This window comes from Bacillus sp. 1735sda2 (assembly GCF_024159245.1).
In the GTDB taxonomy this organism is placed as follows: domain Bacteria; phylum Bacillota; class Bacilli; order Bacillales; family Bacillaceae; genus Bacillus; species Bacillus pumilus_O.
In genome coordinates, this window is record NZ_JAMYWZ010000001.1 from 1,105,502 (window position 1) to 1,122,659 (window position 17,158).

At 41.6% G+C, this 17,158-nt stretch carries 15 protein-coding genes, 1 pseudogene and 1 riboswitch; of the genes and pseudogenes, 9 read left to right on the plus strand and 7 right to left on the minus strand.

The window, feature by feature from the left end; translation table 11 throughout:
- Nucleotides 1-99: 99 nt before the first annotated feature.
- The 3 genes from metH to NKR21_RS05590 form a co-directional block, all read right to left on the minus strand.
- Nucleotides 100-3,528: a methionine synthase gene (gene metH, locus NKR21_RS05580; RefSeq protein ID WP_144456079.1), complete on the minus strand. Its 3,429-nt coding sequence runs from the start codon at nt 3,526-3,528 to the stop codon at nt 100-102.
- Nucleotides 3,512-5,353 (minus strand): bifunctional homocysteine S-methyltransferase/methylenetetrahydrofolate reductase, encoded by a 1,842-nt coding sequence (locus tag NKR21_RS05585; RefSeq protein ID WP_012009526.1) that lies wholly within the window; start codon nt 5,351-5,353, stop codon nt 3,512-3,514. The genes metH and NKR21_RS05585 overlap by 17 nt, the downstream gene beginning before the upstream one ends.
- 78 nt (nt 5,354-5,431) lie before the next feature.
- A riboswitch (SAM riboswitch) is annotated at nt 5,432-5,550 on the minus strand.
- An 81-nt stretch (nt 5,551-5,631) separates the two neighbouring features.
- The gene (locus NKR21_RS05590) at nt 5,632-6,123 is read right to left on the minus strand and encodes a YajQ family cyclic di-GMP-binding protein (protein ID WP_012009527.1); all 492 of its coding nucleotides are present in this window, start codon (nt 6,121-6,123) and stop codon (nt 5,632-5,634) included.
- A gap of 237 nt (nt 6,124-6,360) precedes the next feature.
- Here NKR21_RS05590 and NKR21_RS05595 point away from each other — a divergent pair, with 237 nt between their 5' ends.
- The 3 genes from NKR21_RS05595 to NKR21_RS05605 all read left to right on the plus strand — a co-directional run bounded on the left by NKR21_RS05595 (nt 6,361) and on the right by NKR21_RS05605 (nt 10,054).
- A complete protein-coding gene (locus tag NKR21_RS05595; protein WP_012009528.1) occupies nt 6,361-7,209 on the plus strand; it encodes a CvfB family protein in 849 nt (282 codons plus the stop codon).
- Between the two features lie 221 nt (nt 7,210-7,430).
- Nucleotides 7,431-8,408 carry a BMP family lipoprotein gene (locus tag NKR21_RS05600; protein ID WP_041816205.1) on the plus strand — a complete coding sequence of 326 codons (978 nt, stop codon included), beginning with the start codon at nt 7,431-7,433 and terminating at the stop codon, nt 8,406-8,408.
- A complete protein-coding gene (locus NKR21_RS05605) occupies nt 8,405-10,054 on the plus strand; it encodes a methyl-accepting chemotaxis protein (protein ID WP_144456077.1) in 1,650 nt (549 codons plus the stop codon). Before NKR21_RS05600 ends, NKR21_RS05605 begins: the two co-directional genes overlap by 4 nt.
- A gap of 47 nt (nt 10,055-10,101) precedes the next feature.
- On the opposite strand, the gene NKR21_RS05610 is transcribed toward NKR21_RS05605, so the two are convergent.
- A complete protein-coding gene (locus tag NKR21_RS05610; protein WP_012009531.1) occupies nt 10,102-10,956 on the minus strand; it encodes a DegV family protein in 855 nt (284 codons plus the stop codon).
- Nucleotides 10,957-11,096: 140 nt separating this feature from the next.
- Here NKR21_RS05610 and NKR21_RS05615 point away from each other — a divergent pair, with 140 nt between their 5' ends.
- On the plus strand, nt 11,097-11,939 hold the full coding sequence (locus NKR21_RS05615; protein WP_012009532.1) for a YitT family protein: 843 nt from the start codon (nt 11,097-11,099) through the stop codon (nt 11,937-11,939).
- Between the two features lie 14 nt (nt 11,940-11,953).
- Nucleotides 11,954-12,409, plus strand: coding sequence for a BsuPI-related putative proteinase inhibitor (locus tag NKR21_RS05620; RefSeq protein WP_041815389.1), 456 nt, complete (start codon nt 11,954-11,956; stop codon nt 12,407-12,409).
- A gap of 60 nt (nt 12,410-12,469) precedes the next feature.
- On the opposite strand, the gene NKR21_RS05625 is transcribed toward NKR21_RS05620, so the two are convergent.
- The 3 genes from NKR21_RS05625 to NKR21_RS05635 form a co-directional block, all read right to left on the minus strand.
- Nucleotides 12,470-12,661, minus strand: a complete 192-nt coding sequence (locus tag NKR21_RS05625) for a DUF3813 domain-containing protein (protein ID WP_012009534.1) — start codon at nt 12,659-12,661, stop codon at nt 12,470-12,472.
- On the minus strand, nt 12,658-12,810 hold the full coding sequence (locus tag NKR21_RS05630; RefSeq protein WP_008348539.1) for a hypothetical protein: 153 nt from the start codon (nt 12,808-12,810) through the stop codon (nt 12,658-12,660). The genes NKR21_RS05625 and NKR21_RS05630 overlap by 4 nt, the downstream gene beginning before the upstream one ends.
- Nucleotides 12,811-12,898: 88 nt before the next feature.
- Nucleotides 12,899-13,711 carry a Cof-type HAD-IIB family hydrolase gene (locus tag NKR21_RS05635; protein ID WP_012009535.1) on the minus strand — a complete coding sequence of 271 codons (813 nt, stop codon included), beginning with the start codon at nt 13,709-13,711 and terminating at the stop codon, nt 12,899-12,901.
- Between the two features lie 136 nt (nt 13,712-13,847).
- On the opposite strand from NKR21_RS05635, the gene NKR21_RS05640 reads away from it, so the two are divergent.
- From NKR21_RS05640 to NKR21_RS05655, 4 genes and pseudogenes are all read left to right on the plus strand, one after another.
- Nucleotides 13,848-14,633 (plus strand): alpha/beta fold hydrolase, encoded by a 786-nt coding sequence (locus NKR21_RS05640; RefSeq protein WP_012009536.1) that lies wholly within the window; start codon nt 13,848-13,850, stop codon nt 14,631-14,633.
- Between the two features lie 45 nt (nt 14,634-14,678).
- The gene (locus tag NKR21_RS05645) at nt 14,679-14,987 is read left to right on the plus strand and encodes a metal-sulfur cluster assembly factor (protein WP_003211530.1); all 309 of its coding nucleotides are present in this window, start codon (nt 14,679-14,681) and stop codon (nt 14,985-14,987) included.
- A gap of 122 nt (nt 14,988-15,109) precedes the next feature.
- Nucleotides 15,110-16,556, plus strand: a pseudogene (locus NKR21_RS05650) (FAD-binding protein).
- The gene (locus NKR21_RS05655; RefSeq protein ID WP_012009539.1) at nt 16,553-17,101 is read left to right on the plus strand and encodes an MFS transporter; all 549 of its coding nucleotides are present in this window, start codon (nt 16,553-16,555) and stop codon (nt 17,099-17,101) included. The pseudogene NKR21_RS05650 and the gene NKR21_RS05655 overlap by 4 nt, the downstream one beginning before the upstream one ends.
- Nucleotides 17,102-17,158 lie beyond the last annotated feature (57 nt).

Sequence of the window (17,158 nt, forward strand, 5' to 3'; positions counted from 1 at the left end):
AAAAGGCTTTCCTTTTCTTTTCAGCGTGTAGACAAACCCTCGTTGGCGTAATCACTGTCTGGATAATGGTGCTCCAATTCCTCTTTTGGAGGTCCAGCATTAATGAACATTAAAATATCGAGCTTCAGGATGAGAAACGACGATCGCTGTAACAGATGCTTCAGGTTCCATCATGAATCCTTCTGTCAAATGGATGCCGATTTTCTCAGGTTGAAGCAGCTTGAACAGCTTTTCTTGGTCTTCAAGGTTTGGACAAGCAGGATAACCAAAGGAATAGCGCTGCCCTTGATACTTCGCTTGGAATCGTTTTTCCATTGTGAAATCGACTGGATCAGGGAAGCCCCATTTGTCCCGAATCACTTGGTGGGTTCTTTCGGCTAATCCTTCGGCAAGCTCAAGTGCCAGAGCTTGAACCGCATGCATTTTTAAATAATCTCCTTCTTGCTTAAATTGCTGTGCGACTTCACGTATACGCGCTCCAGCTGTGACGGCAAATAAGGCAATATAATCTTTCTCCTTTTCACCGCTTCCCCTCACATAATCAGAAATGGACCGGTATGGAAGCTTCTCTTGTCTTGGAAATTGGAACGTTTCAATGATACGGTCAGGCACTTCGGGATCATAAATATGCAGATCATTTCCGTTAGAACTGGCAGGATAAAATTGATAGACAAATGCAGGGGCAAACCAGTTCTTCTCTCTGCCTTCATTTAGAAGATCTGTGACAAGCTGCTTTAATTCCAATGCTTTTGGATGCTGTTCGGCCAAGAGCTTTTTCACTTTTCCTTTTAATCCAAGGTGGTGACCAATGAGCATTTGTTCATTCACATAAGGCATAATGTGGTGCAGGTCGATATCCTTTACATAATGACGTGCCGTATTTTCCGGCGTAAAAATAGGTGCCTCAGGGAGCGCCGCACGTTTTTCTAGTAATTCAATGACAGCTTGTGGCTGCTTTGTTTCTTTCTCTTTGACAGGTGCCACAGGCTCTTCATCGGGCTTTACTTGAAATTGAAGAGGATTTGCTTTTAACTCATTGGCTAAAGATAAGCCGTCCATGGCATCTTTGGCATAAAGAACCGGTCCGTCATAATGAGGCGAGATTTTCATTTTCGTAAATTTACGAGAAAGAGCAGCGCCACCGACTAAAATGGGCACGGAAATATTCGCTTTTTGTAAATCTTGAGCGGTGAGAACCATTTGCTGGGCTGACTTCACAAGTAATCCTGATAATCCAATCATATCTGGCTTTTCCTTTTGCACAGCTTCGATCAATGTTTGTGGTGTCACCTTAATTCCGAGATCAACCACTTGAAAGCCGTTGTTGCTCAAAATGATGTCGACAAGGTTTTTCCCAATATCATGGACATCTCCTTTTACAGTGGCAAGTAGGATTTTACCTTTCCCGCTTGCATGCTGCTTTTCCATATATTGCTCGAGATACGATACAGATGCCTTCATGACCTCTGCCGATTGAAGAACTTCTGCCACAATCAGTTCGTTTTGATTAAAAAGACGTCCAACCTCAGCCATTCCCTGCATTAACGGACCATTGATGATATGAAGTGGTGATTCATATTGCTCTAGAGCAAGGGATAAATCATCAATAAGACCTTCTTTTGTTCCTTCGACGACGTATAGTGCGAGCCTTTCATCAAGTGGTAGGGAGACCTTTGGTTTTTTCTCCGTTTTCTTTTTGCCGCGGTAAAATTGGGTGAATTCAGCAAGGGTTTGATCATTAGTTTCATAGAGCAACGTTTCAGCGAGCTTGATTTCTTCCTTTGGAATAGAAGCGAAGCGTTCAAGTTTTTCTGTATTGACGATGGCGTAGTCAAGTCCTGCTTGGACGCAGTGATACAAGTAGACGGCATTCAAGATTTCTCTCCCAAGAGGCGGGAGTCCAAAAGACACGTTGCTGATGCCTAAAATCGTCAAGCACTCAGGCAGTTTTTCCTTGATCATTTTGATGCCTTTGATCGTTTCTTCGGCAGCGCCAATGTACTGCTCGTCTCCAGTGCCTACTGGAAAGACAAGTGGATCAAAAATGATGTCACTTGCGGGAATGCCATATTTCTTCGTTAATAGATCATGAGAGCGTACCGCAATCTCGAGCTTTCGTTCTGCAGTTACGGCCATCCCTGTTTCATCGATTGTGCCAACAACAAGTGCACCCCCGTACAGCTTCACAAGAGGAAGAATTTCTTCAAAGCGTTCTTCGCCATCTTCAAGGTTAATGGAATTAATGATGGCTTTCCCTTGCGAATAGGTGAGCGCCTTTTCGATCACGTGTTTATCCGTTGAATCAATGACAAAAGGGGCTTTCACTTTTTTCATGGCCTCTTGTAAAAAACCTTCCATGTCAGCTATCTCGTCTCGATCTGGATCAGCGAGACACACATCGATCACGTGAGCGCCGTTTTTTACCTGTGCACGAGCAATTTCTGATGCTTCTTCAAACTTTTGTTCCGCAATGAGTCGTTTGAATTTGCGTGAACCAATCACGTTGGTCCGTTCTCCTACAAAAAGAGGCCGCATTGATTCGTCATATATTAGGGGCTCAATTCCTGATACGGTATGTTGAGACGATTCATGCGTAATGTGACGCGGCTGAATCGTGCGTACTTCATCTGACAATGCCTGTATATGTGCAGGTGTTGTTCCACAGCAGCCGCCAACAATATTTAACCAGCCTTCTTTGGCAAAGGCGGAAATCTTTTTAGCAAGTGAAGCAGGGGATTCATGATATTGACCTTCTTCATCTGGGAGACCAGCATTTGGATAGCAGCTAACCGCTGATTTGGCGATGGAGGATAGGGTGCGGATATGGTCTGTCATGAATTCAGGACCCGTCGCACAGTTCAGGCCGACACTCATCGGTTTCATATGCTCAAGAGAGATATAAAAGGCTTCAATATCCTGACCAGCAAGGGTCGTGCCCATTGGTTCAATCGTACCTGATACCATGAGAGGCAACTCAATACCTGTCTGCTGGAAGGCTTCCTGAATGCCTTTGAAACCAGCTTTTACATTGAGCATGTCTTGGCTTGTTTCTAAAAGAAGGGCATCACATTTGCCATCAATCAGGGCACGGGCTTGCTCTTCATAGTTTCTAACGAGCTCATCGAAGGTAGTGCCGCCTGTCACAGATAATGTTTTCGTAGTCGGACCCATCGCACCTACAACAAATCGAGGCTGCTCGGGTGTGGAGAAACGCTTAGCTTCATCCTTTGCCAGCTGCGCAGCCCGTACATTGAGTTCATAGGCAAGGTGGCCAAGCCCGTATTCATCAAGGACGAGCTTTGTAGCCCCGAACGTATTCGTTTCAATGAGATCGGCGCTTGCCTCAAGGTATTCTTTATGAATCGTGCGGATGATGTGAGGGGCTGTTACATTCAAATACTCGTTACACCCCTCATACTCTTCGCCACCAAAGTCTTCTGCTGTGAGATTGGCATTTTGAATCATGGTCCCCATTGCACCATCAAGGACGAGGATGCGTTTCTTAAGCTGTTCAGTGATAGTTGACATGGATGTTTGACTCCTTTTCTTTCTGATGAATGTAGGTGGTTAGTTCTGCTGTTAAGTCTGATCGTAGGAAAGGGGTAATTAAATAAATGCCATTAAACAATTCGCAGGCTGTATCTAATAAAGAGCGGGCAATCGCTAAGCCTTCTGCTCGCTGCTTTTCTTTATCCTCACCGGCCCTCGCCATAATGTCACGAATGGAATCAGATAATTTGATGCCCGGAATTTCATGGTGAATAAACTCCGCATTTCTGCTGCTTGTTAATGGCATAATGCCAATATAAATCGGTTTATCTAAATGACGGCTCTCCTCATGAATTTTCACAAGCTGTTCCTCAGAATATACAGGCTGTGAAATAAAATAATCAGCACCGTATTCGATTTTTTTCTCAAGACGTTTGACCGCCTTATCAATGTGACGAACATTCGGGTTAAACGCGCCAGCTACTGAAAAATTGGTCTTTTTGCCAAGCGGCTTTCCTGAGAAAGAAAGGCCTTCGTTAAACTGCTTAATCAGGCGGATTAAATCAAAGGAGGTTAAATCATAAACTGATGTTGCCCCTGGGAAATCCCCAATTTTAGAAGGATCGCCTGTAATGGCTAAAATATCAGTTAAACCAAGGGTATCGAGACCCATCAAATGGGATTGAAGTCCAATTAAATTACGATCACGGCATGTGATATGGACGAGTGAACGCATATCAAGCTGCTGTTTCAATAATGCGCCGCAAGCCACATTGCTAATGCGCGGGGTTGCAAGAGAATTATCAGCTAATGTCAAGGCATCAATGCCTGCATTCTTTAATTCCTTTGCCGCGACGAGAAATTTTTCGAAATTCAGCTTCTTCGGTGGGTCAAGCTCTACAATGATCGTCCGTTTTTTCGTAGCGAGCTCATCAAGTCCTGGTTCAGTCCGCTGATCTTGAATCGAAATGATTTCTTCTTTTAATACTTTCACTTCTTTTTCAGTGATCGGGGCTAAATCCTTGACCGCTTCAGCCATTGCGTGAATATGCTGAGGCGTTGTTCCGCAGCACCCACCGATAATACGTGCACCTTGATTTCTAAATTCGAGTGCACTTTTTCGGAAATAATCGTTATCTGTATCATAGACGAGTCTGCCTTCTTCAAGTGAGGGAAGACTGCTGTTAGGATAGACTGATAAATGAGAATTTTCTAAAATCGGTACGCCTTCGAGTGCCTGAATCATATGATAAGGGCCTAGCCTGCAGTTAATGCCAACGACATCTGCGCCAAGAGAGGACAATTCAGATAAACCATCCCTAAGCGGTGTTCCATCCTGTAACACGCCTTGTTCATGCATGGAGACGTTCATGACAATGGGGAGCGTCGTTTCTTTGCGTGCAATTTGGAGAACGGCCTTCGCTTCTTCCATGTCATAATACGTTTCTAGCAATATTCCATCGGGTTCTTCATTTAATAGGATGTATAGCTGCTCTCTAAAGCTTCTTTTAATTTCTTCAATCGTGTAGGCATTTTTGTTAAACGTTCGAATGCCACCAATCGTTCCAAGGACATAAGCAGACCCTGCAGCTGCTTTTGCGATTTGTACCGCCTTTGTATTGATACGCTTTGTTTCTTCCTCTAAACCGTAACGGGATAGTTTAATATAATTTGCGCCGTACGTATTTGTTTGAATGATGTCCGCACCAGCCTGCACATATGCTTCGTGCACGCGCTTTACTTCATCTTCTTTCGATAAATTTAATTCTTCAAAGCAGCGGTCAATGCCGTAAGAGTATAAAAGTGTTCCCATTGCACCGTCAGCAATCAGTACGCGGTTTTGTAAGTCTTGTAATAGGCCCATTGGTTTCCTCCTTATTTCTATGTAACAAAAAAAGCCTTCTGATAAGAAGAAGACTTTTTGGCTGTATCGTAATTCTTCTTCTTATCTTCCAAGCAGTTGCTTGCTGGATTTAGCACCTTGGTCATAGAAAATAGATTTCTACTACACCGGTTGCTGAGGCTTCACAGGGCCAGTCCCTCTGCCTCTCTTGATAAGAAAGCGATATGAACATGTCAATGAATTGAACTTCCATCCACTGTATCGAAAAAATCGGAAATAATCAATGGAAAATTTGAAATTTATCGAAAATTTATAAATTGAACGTCAATCGGTAAATCTGCCTTACGCATAAGAGAAATCACTTCTTGTAAATCATCTTTATTTTTTCCTGTTACACGCACTTGGTCATCTTGAAATTGTGATTTCACTTTGATGCCGGATTGCTTAATGAGTGCATTGATCTTTTTGGCGTTGTCCTGATCAATTCCGCTGATCAGCTTCGCGCGCTGGCGTACGGTTCCGCCAAGGGCATGCTCGGTTTTTCCGTAGTCGATGTTTTTAGTTGGAACATTTCGTTTGATCAGCTTTGTCACAAGTACATCTTTTAGTTGCTCCAGCTTGAAATCATCATCAGAGATGAGCACGAGCTCTTCTTTTTCAAGAGAAATATCACTTTTGCTTCCTTTAAAATCATAACGATTTTTAATTTCCTTGAGCGCTGCTTGAACGGCGTTTTGCACCTCTGGCAGTTCAACCTTCGATACAATGTCAAATGAGCTTTCTTTTGCCATAACACATGACCTCCATGTATAGATATTGCGTCTATTTTATCATGCAACGTGGAGAAGAAGAAACTTTATCGAAGAGACGAGTCAAAGAGTTCTGCTGGCAGCGGTATAAATCGTGTCCGGTTTGTCCACTTTAGCTAACAGAACTAGAGATGTTCATGTGAGGAGAAGTATAGTAGAATAAAGTGAATCAAAAGATGAACGAACGCTCTTGTACGAGCAGATAGGAAGGAAGAGAACATGAGACCAGGTGAGCAACTGACCTTGCAAATAGAGAACGAGATGGAATACGGCTACTTTTTGACAGATGGTGAAGATTCGGTCCTCTTGCACCGTAGTGAAATGACAGAAGATATTGATGACCAAGATGAAGTAGAGGTCTACTTATACGTAGATCATGAAGAAAGGCTAGCTGCAACGATGAAAATACCGACAATCAATGCGCATACATATGGCTGGGTAGAAGTCGTAGACGTCGTAGAAGACATGGGTGCATTTGTGGATGTTGGCTTGTCAAAGGATGCACTTGTCGCAACAGAACATCTCCCTCCTTTTGAGGAAGCATGGCCGAAAAAAGGAGACAAACTTTACTGTATGCTGAAAGTCACAAGCTACGGTAGAATGTTCGCGAAGCCAGCCACAGAAGATGTGATCAGTGACTTATTTACTGAGGCACCCGAAACCTTAATGAACAAAGAAATCACTGGAACAATTTATCGCTTAATTGCGACAGGCTCGTTTATGCTGACAGATACAGGGGTGCGAGGGTTTATCCACCGGACAGAACGAAAGGAAGAGCCAAGATTAGGATCGACCGTGACAGGACGCGTCATTGCAGTGAAAGAGGATGGAACTGTGAACGTGTCTCTGCTTCCTAGAAAACAGGAAGCGTTATCTGTCGATGCAGAAGAAATCTTAACTTATATGAGAACAAGAAATGGTGCGATGCCTTATGGAGATAAAAGCGATCCAGAAGACATCCGCGAACGATTCCAAATGAGCAAGGCAGCCTTTAAACGGGCATTAGGTCATTTGATGAAAAACGGCCTAGTCTACCAAAAAGAGGGCTGGACATACGAGAAAAAATGAGCAGCGTGAAAGAGAACCTTAACCTTATGGGTTTTCATATGACAATGAAATAAAGAAAAAGGGATAAAATCATCATGGTTTTATCCCTTTTTTTATATTTGTATAAATATTGGTTTTTTTCAGTGAAAAAAGTCATGAAAAACCTTCACATAGCCATTGAAACAACGCCTCTCAAATCCGATAAGAAAGGAGTAAGGATGATAAAAGGAGTGTGTGTTTGGATGAAAGTGAAAATTTCATTACTTCTGTTGGTAGCCATGCTTATGGTGCTAGCCGCATGCAGCAATCAACAAGGGAAACCACCAGCATCAAATGCGAAGCATATTGGCGTTATGCTCACAGATGATGGTCTTGGTGATCAATCATTTAACGATTCTTCATTTAAAGGATTAGAAAAAGCACGTGATGACCTAGGAATTGAATTTGATTATAGAGAAATTGCAGAAACCGATACATATGAAAAAGGGCTGACCGAGCTCGTAAAAGCTGGCAATGACCTCGTCATCGGGGTAGGCTTTAGTATGCAAGAAGACTTAGAAAAAGTCGCAAAGAAATATCCGAAGAAGCAGTTCTTGCTCATTGATGCCGTATCTGAACTGAAAAACGTGACCTCCGTGACGTTTAAAGAAGAGCAGGGTAGCTATTTAGCAGGCGCGCTTGCTGCCATGACAACAAAAAGTGATGTCATTGGATTTGTTGGCGGTGTCGATGCGGATGTCATTCATCGTTTTGAAAAAGGGTTCCAAAAAGGCGCCAAATCAGTGAATCCGAAAATCAAGATTTTATCGACCTATGCCAATACGTTTAGTGATGCGGGCAAAGGCAGTAAAATAGCTAAAGACATGATCAAAAAGAAAGCAGACGTTTTATATGCTGCAGCAGGATATACAGGTGTTGGTGTATTAAAAGAAGCACAATCAGAAGGCAAGTATGCCATTGGTGTCGATAGCGATCAATACTACACTGCTGAAAAAGCGGTGATTTCGTCCATGGTGAAAAAAGTCGATGAAGTGGTGTATCAATTCAGCGAACAGCTTGTCAAGAGCAATCAAATTAAAAATGGGCATGTTATTTACGATTTAAGCAATGACGGAATCGATATGGCAAGAATTCGGGTGCTGAAGAATGCTGAAACATTAACCAAAAAAGTAAATGAACTGAAGCAGAAATTGCTAAAAGAAGAGGGGGACGCATCATGAGCTTGCGCATCAAAATTTTACTCAACTCACTCGTCTCACTTCTTTTAGCAGTTGGCGTCATCGCCTTTATCATTGTCAGTATGACAAAGATCCAATCTTCAAATGAAACAGAAGTTCAAACCTTATTAAATGTTCAAAAAACAAAAGCAAGCTTTGAAAGTGTTGAACAAGCCATGACCAATTACTCAATGACACTTTCTGATGAACAGCTAGAAGTTGTTCAAACCGATATTTCTACAGCAAAAAAACAGCTACAAACGTTAAACAAAAACGCAGGGAATATCAACAAAGCTGCATTAACAAGGTTAAATGCAAAATATGATACGTGGACCAAGGAAGCGAATGGTGCCATTGGTGAAAAAAATGCATCAGATGCAAGACGGGTCGCTGCAAGAATTGATGGCGTTTTAAATGACGTGCATACAATGAATAAAAGAGCAGAAGAAGCGTATAAACAAAATCTAGAGAATACAGCGGATAATGTGCAATGGATCATCACAAGTGCACTCGTCGCAGCCCTCACACTGATTGTCATTGCTGTCTTTTTAAATATTGGATTAACAAGATCCATCGTGACACCGATTAAATCACTTTCCTACCGAGCGAAGCAGATCGCAGAAGGCAACCTTGCTGTCGAGCGAATGGACATTCAGCGTCAGGATGAAATTGGCGGCTTGAATGAATCCTTTAATCAAATGACAGATCAACTGATTAGTTTGATTAAAGAAATCAGTCATGTCTCAAGTCAAGTAGAGACATTCTCGATCCAGTTAGATGATGAAAATAAAAAGCTGATGGAATCTGCAAATCAAGTATCTGTCTCGACAGACGAAATGGCGAATGGATCACAAGCCATTTCAGAGGATCTCCAGCATGGCGTCAGTTTGATTGAAAAGATGGATCAGCATGGACGTAAAAATTCCGAACGTTCACAAACCGTCATCCAAAGTACAGAGGATGCGATAGAAGCAGTGGATAGTGGAAAGCACACGTTAACAGAAACCAAAACGGCGATTGAAAAAAACACACATGCCACAAGACAAATCGAGCAGTCGGCAGGAGAATTCACGCAATATGCCAGCGAGATCTCGGCTATGGCCAAAACAGTTTCGGACATTGCGGATCAGACAAACTTACTTTCGCTAAATGCGGCGATTGAAGCGGCAAGAGCAGGTGAGGCTGGAAAAGGTTTTGCCGTTGTAGCAGATGAAATTCGTAAACTTGCCGACGAATCATCTACCGCTACAAGACAAATCTTTGATATGGTCAGTCATATTGAAAGAGGCATTCAATCCATTAGTCAAACTGTCAAAGAAGGAGTCGAGCTTTCACTTCAGCAGCAGGATGCGATGGACAAAACCTCACACTCCTTTGAAGATATAGAATTAAAAGCACAGCACATTAAACAAGAAATGGCGGTCTTAAACGACCAAATTGTCCAATCGACAGAGCTTGGCGGACAAGTGCTCAACTCAATTGAAAATATTAGTGCGGTTGTAGAAGAAACAGCAGCCGGCAGTGAAGAAATTTCTGCCTCTGCCAATGAACAGCTGCAATCATTCCATCAAATGAACAAACAGGTAGAAGAACTCATGAGCATGACGGCAAGGTTAAATGAAACCGTCCACCGTTTTAAACTTTCATAAATGATAAGAAAAGCACCCTTCCCGATGTGTCAGGGAAGGGTGCTTTTTTATGGTTTGCCTGTAAAAAAGATGGCAAGTGTGCCTGGACCTGAATGGGACCCAACAGCTGCGCCGACCATCTGAATATCAATTTCTTTTGGATGAAATTCGGCTTCAATCAATTGTCTCATGTCTTCTGCAAGTGCAGGATCATCACCATGACTAATGCCAACTGTTTGATTTGACCAATCCGTTCCACGTTCTTTCATCAGTTCAATAATGCGTTTCAACAGCTTTTTACGTCCGCGGATTTTCTCAAGGGGGATGAGCTTTCCATCCTCAACGTGTAAAATGGGCTTAATACTTAATAAACCACCAACAAATGCGGACGCTTTACTGATTCTTCCGCCTCTTGCTAAATACGATAAATCGTCTACAGTAAAAATATGTTGTAAAGATTCGCAAAAATGCTTTACAGACGTTTCAATTTCTTGTATTGTATTTCCGTCAATGGCAAGTGATTGAGCGTGTTTGACAGCAAGCCCATAGCCGAGTGAAGCACATTTAGAATCAATGATTCGCAAATCAAAATCAGGGTATTCTTCCTTCACTTCGTTTGCCATCATCACAGCCGTTTGGTATGTACCGGAAAGCTCTGATGAAAAGGCAACATAGATTGCAGATGTATGGTTTTGTGCAAGAGAAACAAAGGCTTCTTTAATTCGGTTTGGTGAAGCCTGTGACGTTTTTGGGCTGGCACCTTGTCTCATCGCATCAAATACTTGTTTTGGTTCAATGGTGATCAAATCTTCAAATTCCTCTTCGCCAAGCAATACACGGAGCGGAATGAGCGTCATGTTATGTTCATCATAATAAGAAAGAGGCAGATCAGCAGCACTGTCTGCTATGATATGAACAGTCATCAAAATCCCTTCTTTCTAAAAAAATCAGCCATATTTTGCAACTTTTTAGCCTAACTATATCACAGAAATCATTTTTTCGTGTTCAAATTCTAAATTTTAGGGAAAACCATAGAGAGAATGGTAAGTGGAGGAATGACAATATGTTCATCGGAGAAGCAAAAAAACTCATTGTCGTCGTCATTGGTGCACTGCTCAATGCGATTGGACTGAATTTATTCTTAATCCCAGCTGATGTATACGCGAGCGGGTTTACAGGGGTAGCCCAGTTGTTATCCAGCTTAATGGATCAATATGCGCCATTTTATATATCCACAGGGATTCTATTATTTATTTTAAATATTCCAGTCGGCATTTTAGGCTGGATGAAAGTGGGCCGTTCCTTTACGCTTTACAGCATTATCAGTGTTGCACTGACGACCATTTTCCTCGGAATCTTACCAGAAACGAGTGTGTCACATGATATATTACTAAATGCTGTGTTTGGCGGCGTGATATCCGCAGTAGGGATTGGGATCACGCTCAAATACGGGGCATCGACAGGCGGACTCGACATCGTTGCTATGGTTTTAGCGAAATGGAAGGATAAACCAGTCGGCACGTATTTCTTCATTTTAAATGGTATCATTATTTTTACAGCAGGATTATTACAAGGTTGGGAGAAAGCATTATATACCCTTGTTACATTATATGTGACCACAAGGGTCATTGATGCCATCCATACAAGACATGAGAAGCTGACTGCGATGATTGTGACGAAGAAGGCAGATGAAATCAAGGAAGCTATTTATGGAAAAATGGTCAGAGGCATTACGACTGTACCTGCAAAGGGAGCTTTTACCAACGAGCCAAAAGAAATGATGGTGATCGTTATTACAAGGTATGAGCTGTATGAACTTGAACAAATTATTAAAGAAGTCGATCCAAAAGCCTTTACAAATATTGTGCAAACAACTAATATTCTTGGATTTTTCAGACGAGATTAAAAGGTGGGTAGCGAATGAAAAAAGGATTGGTACTTCTTCTCATTGTATTGATTTTAACCGCTTGTGGACAACAAAAAAAGGATGAACCAAACAAGGAGGTATCCGGTCAAATGGGAGAAAAAACGGTTGTGCTCACAGTAGACCCCGTCCAGAAAGGTTCTTCGGTTCAATTTAACATGTCACTGAAAAATGAATCAGATCGAGATATTGAATTTACCTTTAACACAAGCCAGAAATTCGAGCTCAGTGTGTATGACGAAAACGGAAATGAACAATACCGTTATTCAAAAGACCGTATGTTCACACAGGCCATCCAATCATTTGTCCTGAAGAAAGGCGAAGCCTATGATTTTCAAGATACGTGGTCAAATGGGGTCAAGCCGGGAACGTATGAAGCGGTCGTCACATTTAAAGGAAAAGCAGAAGGGCTGAAGCAAATCACGGAAAAGAAAACGTTCCAAGTGAAATAAGTGCTTTCAGCTTCATGAGAAACAGAAAAAGCTGTCCAGTGATGGACAGCTTCTTTTATGTTAGAGATCATCGAGCAAGTCTTGGAAGGTATGCAGCTGGTTTCTTTCTGCATCTGTTGAATTGGCAAATGCAGAAGATACGGCATTTTTGGCTCGTTTGACCGCCTCTTGACGCTCTAACCCAGATGAAAATGAAGAAGTAAGAGCTTCTTCCGTAAATGATTTGGCTTGATCAAAAAGTTCGTTTCTCACAATGAACCTCCAGAAGCATCAGTCTTCATATTTCCCCTGTCCTCCGCAGCTTCTTCAAGCGTAGAACGATAAGGAAAACGTGCATCATGCAGACTGACTGAATCTTTACCTTGTTGTATAAAGCGTTTCGATTTGCTTCTTTTACCCATTCGGAATCCGCCCCTTTACACAAGCTGACAGGACAACCTGTCTAAAGGTAGTATGCCCGCTTCCATCTGGTATGTATGAATGGAAAAATTAAAGCGAGAAGTAATTCGTTAGAAACTTTGCAATCCCATCTTGTTCGTTTGTATCAGTGACTTCATTTGAAACACGTTTAACGGCATCGATTCCGTTGCCCATTGCGACTCCGCATCCGGCAAATTCAAGCATTTCTAAATCATTGTCTTCATCTCCGAATGCCACAATCCGCTCCTGTGGAACGCCGTAATAATCACTGATCTTTTGCAGCCCAACGGCCTTGTTCATACCTGTTTTAATGATCTCAATCACGTGCCACGGAGCAGCCCATCGCCTATGATCAATCACTTCTGCATGAACATCTGATAAATAACTTCGAATAGCTCCGACATCCTCTTCTTTGGCGTGAATCAACACGCTCGTCACATTCTCTCCAAGGTTGTCCCGAAGGTCTCCAACAGTGACTTTATTGGCATTCATATTAAATATATCAATGAGCTTCTCATCATGATAATGGAAATACAAATCGTCTAACACTTCAGCTAGCACGTTGTGCACTTTATACTCTTCACTAATGTCTACAAGCTGTTTAACGACTTGAAGATCAAGTGACGTATGAAATCTGCCCCATTTTTCATCAAGAGGATGATGGACAAACGCTCCATTAAAATTCACAATGGGTGAATCAAGCTGTAATTGCTGATAATAAGGAGAGCTGGAACGAAATGGCCGGCCGGTTGAAATGCAGACATGATGCCCGCTGTCTTTCACTTTTTGAATGACGTCAAGTGTGTGTGTAGAGATGGTTTTATCATCTTTTAATAACGTGCCATCCAGGTCAAGTGCGATTAGGTAAGGTTTAGTCTCCATAAAATCTCCTTTGATCTGTAAGTGATAGGAGGCAGTTCGTGCGGCGCCTCTACCTATAGTGTATCTTTATCACATCTTTGTTGTCTACATGTTAAAATAAACAAAGACGGGAATGATAAAGGAGGATTCATAGGCTGTGATCACCATTGATGAGCAAATTACGCGCGATATTCCATTTTTACATATCGTAAAAGCTGAAAATAAAGACAAACCGCTCCCGCTTGTATTTTTTATACACGGATTTACAAGTGCACGCGAGCACAACTTACACTTCGCCTTTCATTTGGCGGAAAAAGGCATGAGAGTGATTTTGCCTGACTGTGCTTATCATGGTGTAAGATCAGAAAACCTCAACTTAGAGGAACTGGCGTCAAGGTTCTGGGAAATTGTCCTGAACGAAATACGTGAAATCGATATACTCAAAATATATTTTCAAGAAAAACAATTGATTGAAGCCGATCTGATCGGTGTTGCAGGTACTTCCATGGGCGGCATCACAACCTTTGGTGCACTCGCCAAGCATGATTGGATTAAAGCGGCAGTTAGCCTGATGGGCAGTCCGAAATATACGACATTCCTACAAGCACAAATTATGGACATGCGGCACAAAGGATTGATGCAAGACATTACAGACGAAGAGGTTCAACAGCAATTAGACGCTCTGCGTCCTTATGATTTAACGCTGCAAACAGATCGATTAAATAAAAGGCCACTGTTATTCTGGCATGCAGAAAACGATCCAGTTGTCCCTTACCGTCATGCAAAAGCTCTTTATGATGAGTTAGCAGCAACCCAATATAAAGAAGATCCGCAGCTAATTCGTTTTATTACAGATGGACAGGCTGGCCATAAGGTCTCAAGACAAGCAATGTTTGAAACGATTGACTGGTTTGTGACACATCTGAAAAGCACAAACGTTTAGTCAAAAGAAAAAGTACGTTATACTAATGGAAAAGGAGTGGATATCATGGATGAAGCATTGAAAGAAAATATTTTAGGCGCCCTAGAACAGGTGATTGACCCTGAGCTAAATGTCGACATCGTCAACCTTGGACTTGTCTATGATGTCGATCTTGATGAGAATGGAAAAGCGGATATCACGATGACCTTAACATCAATGGGGTGTCCCCTTGCACCAGTGATCGTGGATGAAGTGAAAAAAGCATTAAGTGATCTTCCAGAAGTGAAAGAAACAGAAGTTCACATCGTATGGAATCCGCCTTGGACGCGAGACAAAATGTCAAGATACGCAAAAATTGCACTCGGTATTCAATAAGCACTAATAAAAATGCCTGGTATGAGTTGAACTCATGCCAGGTTTTTTTATGAAAAAATAAGGTAGGGGAAGAGAACGGATTGATATAATGGGTGTAATATGACAGAACGGAGTACCTCATAATGAAACGAAAATGGTTATGGATTGTTCTTTTAATGGGATACACTGCTGCATTTTTTGCATCAATCACCATTCGTGAGGAGCAAGTACACAAAAGCAAAGATCTTGAAGCCTTCACAGATGTCAGTCATCTCATGCCTGTCAAAATAAAAAAAGTCGTTCAAGGAAAAGAAATAGCCACGTTAAAAGAAGTATTAAAAGAAGCAAAAGCAAAAAACTTGCCGATATCAATTGCAGGGGAAACAGCATAGCATGGGTGGCCACACGTATTATGAAAATGGCATCGTGCTCGATATGACGGAATTTCGCCAGATTTTAGCATTTGATGAAAAAAAGAAAACGATTCGGGTCCAAAGCGGTGTGACATGGGATGATATACAAACATATGTGAACCCATATGGTCTTGCTGTGAAGGTGATGCAATCGCAAAATATCTTTACAATTGGCGGATCTTTAAGTGCAAATGCACATGGACGTGACATTCGTTACGGGTCACTCATAGACACAGTTCGTTCCTTTAGGCTGTTAAAAGAAGATGGTGAGATTGTCACAGTGAAGCCGGGCGATGATTTGTTCACTGCGGTCATTGGAGGATACGGTTTATTCGGTGTCATTTTAGATGTTGAGCTTTCTTTAACAAAAGATGAACTATATAAAATGGAGACAACCTCTCTAGATTACGATGAGTATACGGATTATTTTCAAAAGCATGTGAAACAAAATAAAGAAGTACGCATGCATCTTGCCAGAATCTCAACAGCGAAAACCAACTTTTTGAAAGAGATGTATGTAACGAATTATTCCCTCACTTCACAACAAGAGATTGAATCATATCAAGAGCTGAAAGAGGATCAACTCGTCATGCCACTCAAATTTATGCTTGGTCTTTCAAGAAGATTTGATATGGGGAAAAATCTGCTCTGGAATTTGCAAAAGAAGTATTTCCAAAGTCAAAATGATCAGCTGATCACTAGAAACAATGTGATGCGCTCAGATTCTGCTTTTTTAGAATATGAAAATGAGTCAGATACAGATGTACTTCAGGAATATTTCGTCCCAGTGGACCGCTTTCGTGCGTATATCGATGACATGAGAAGTTATTTACAACAGGAAGAATTGAACTTAATGAATATCACAATACGCTACGTACAAAAAAATGAAAAAGCGGATCTCTCATATGCGAAAGAAGATATGTTTGCCCTTGTTCTTTTAGTGAATTATGGTTTTGAGAAAGAAGAGAAGGCAGAAGCAGAGCGGATCATCCGGCAAATGACAGATATCACGCTTCGGCACCATGGAAGCTATTACTTACCGTACATGCCTTATCAAACGAAGGCACAAATGAAGCGGGCCTATCCTAAAACCGATGTATTCTTCCAAAAGAAAAAGCAAGCAGATCCAGATGGCAGATTTATCAATTATTTTTATGAAAGGTACAATACACAATGAATGCAAAAGCAATGAAATGGTTCGTCTACTCACAAAGCCTGCTGTTTTTCGCTAGCAGTTTGATTTTCCCTTTTTACATTCTTTTTATTAAAAATGTTGGTTCAAGCTATTCACAGTTTGGTCTTGCCTATGGCCTGTTTGGTTTAAGCGGAGCGTTTATTCATTTACTCTTAGGGAAACTACCAGAGACCACTGACAGGCGTCTCTTTTTAATTATTCATTCGTTCGGAATGGCATTTCTTTTATTGCTGTTTCCTCATATCACAGAAGTCGAGCAAGTGTATATGATTCAGCTTGCACTTGGTGCGCTAGGCGGCTTTCAAAAGCACGGGGAAAAACTGCTTGTCACGGAGCTGACAACAGAGAATAAAAGAATGAAAGAGGTCGGCCGCTATCATTTTTGGACAGCTCTTTTTTCATCGATAGCGATTATGCTTGGCGGCCTGTTTGCAGATTTCTTCACCGTTTATTTCATTTTTTATGCAAGCTCCATATTATATTTATGCAGTGCCCTCATCGTCATCATGATGAAATATGAAAGATAAATCCGCATGTCTCACGAAGATATGTGGATTTTTTTATGAAAAAAAATGAAAAGAAAT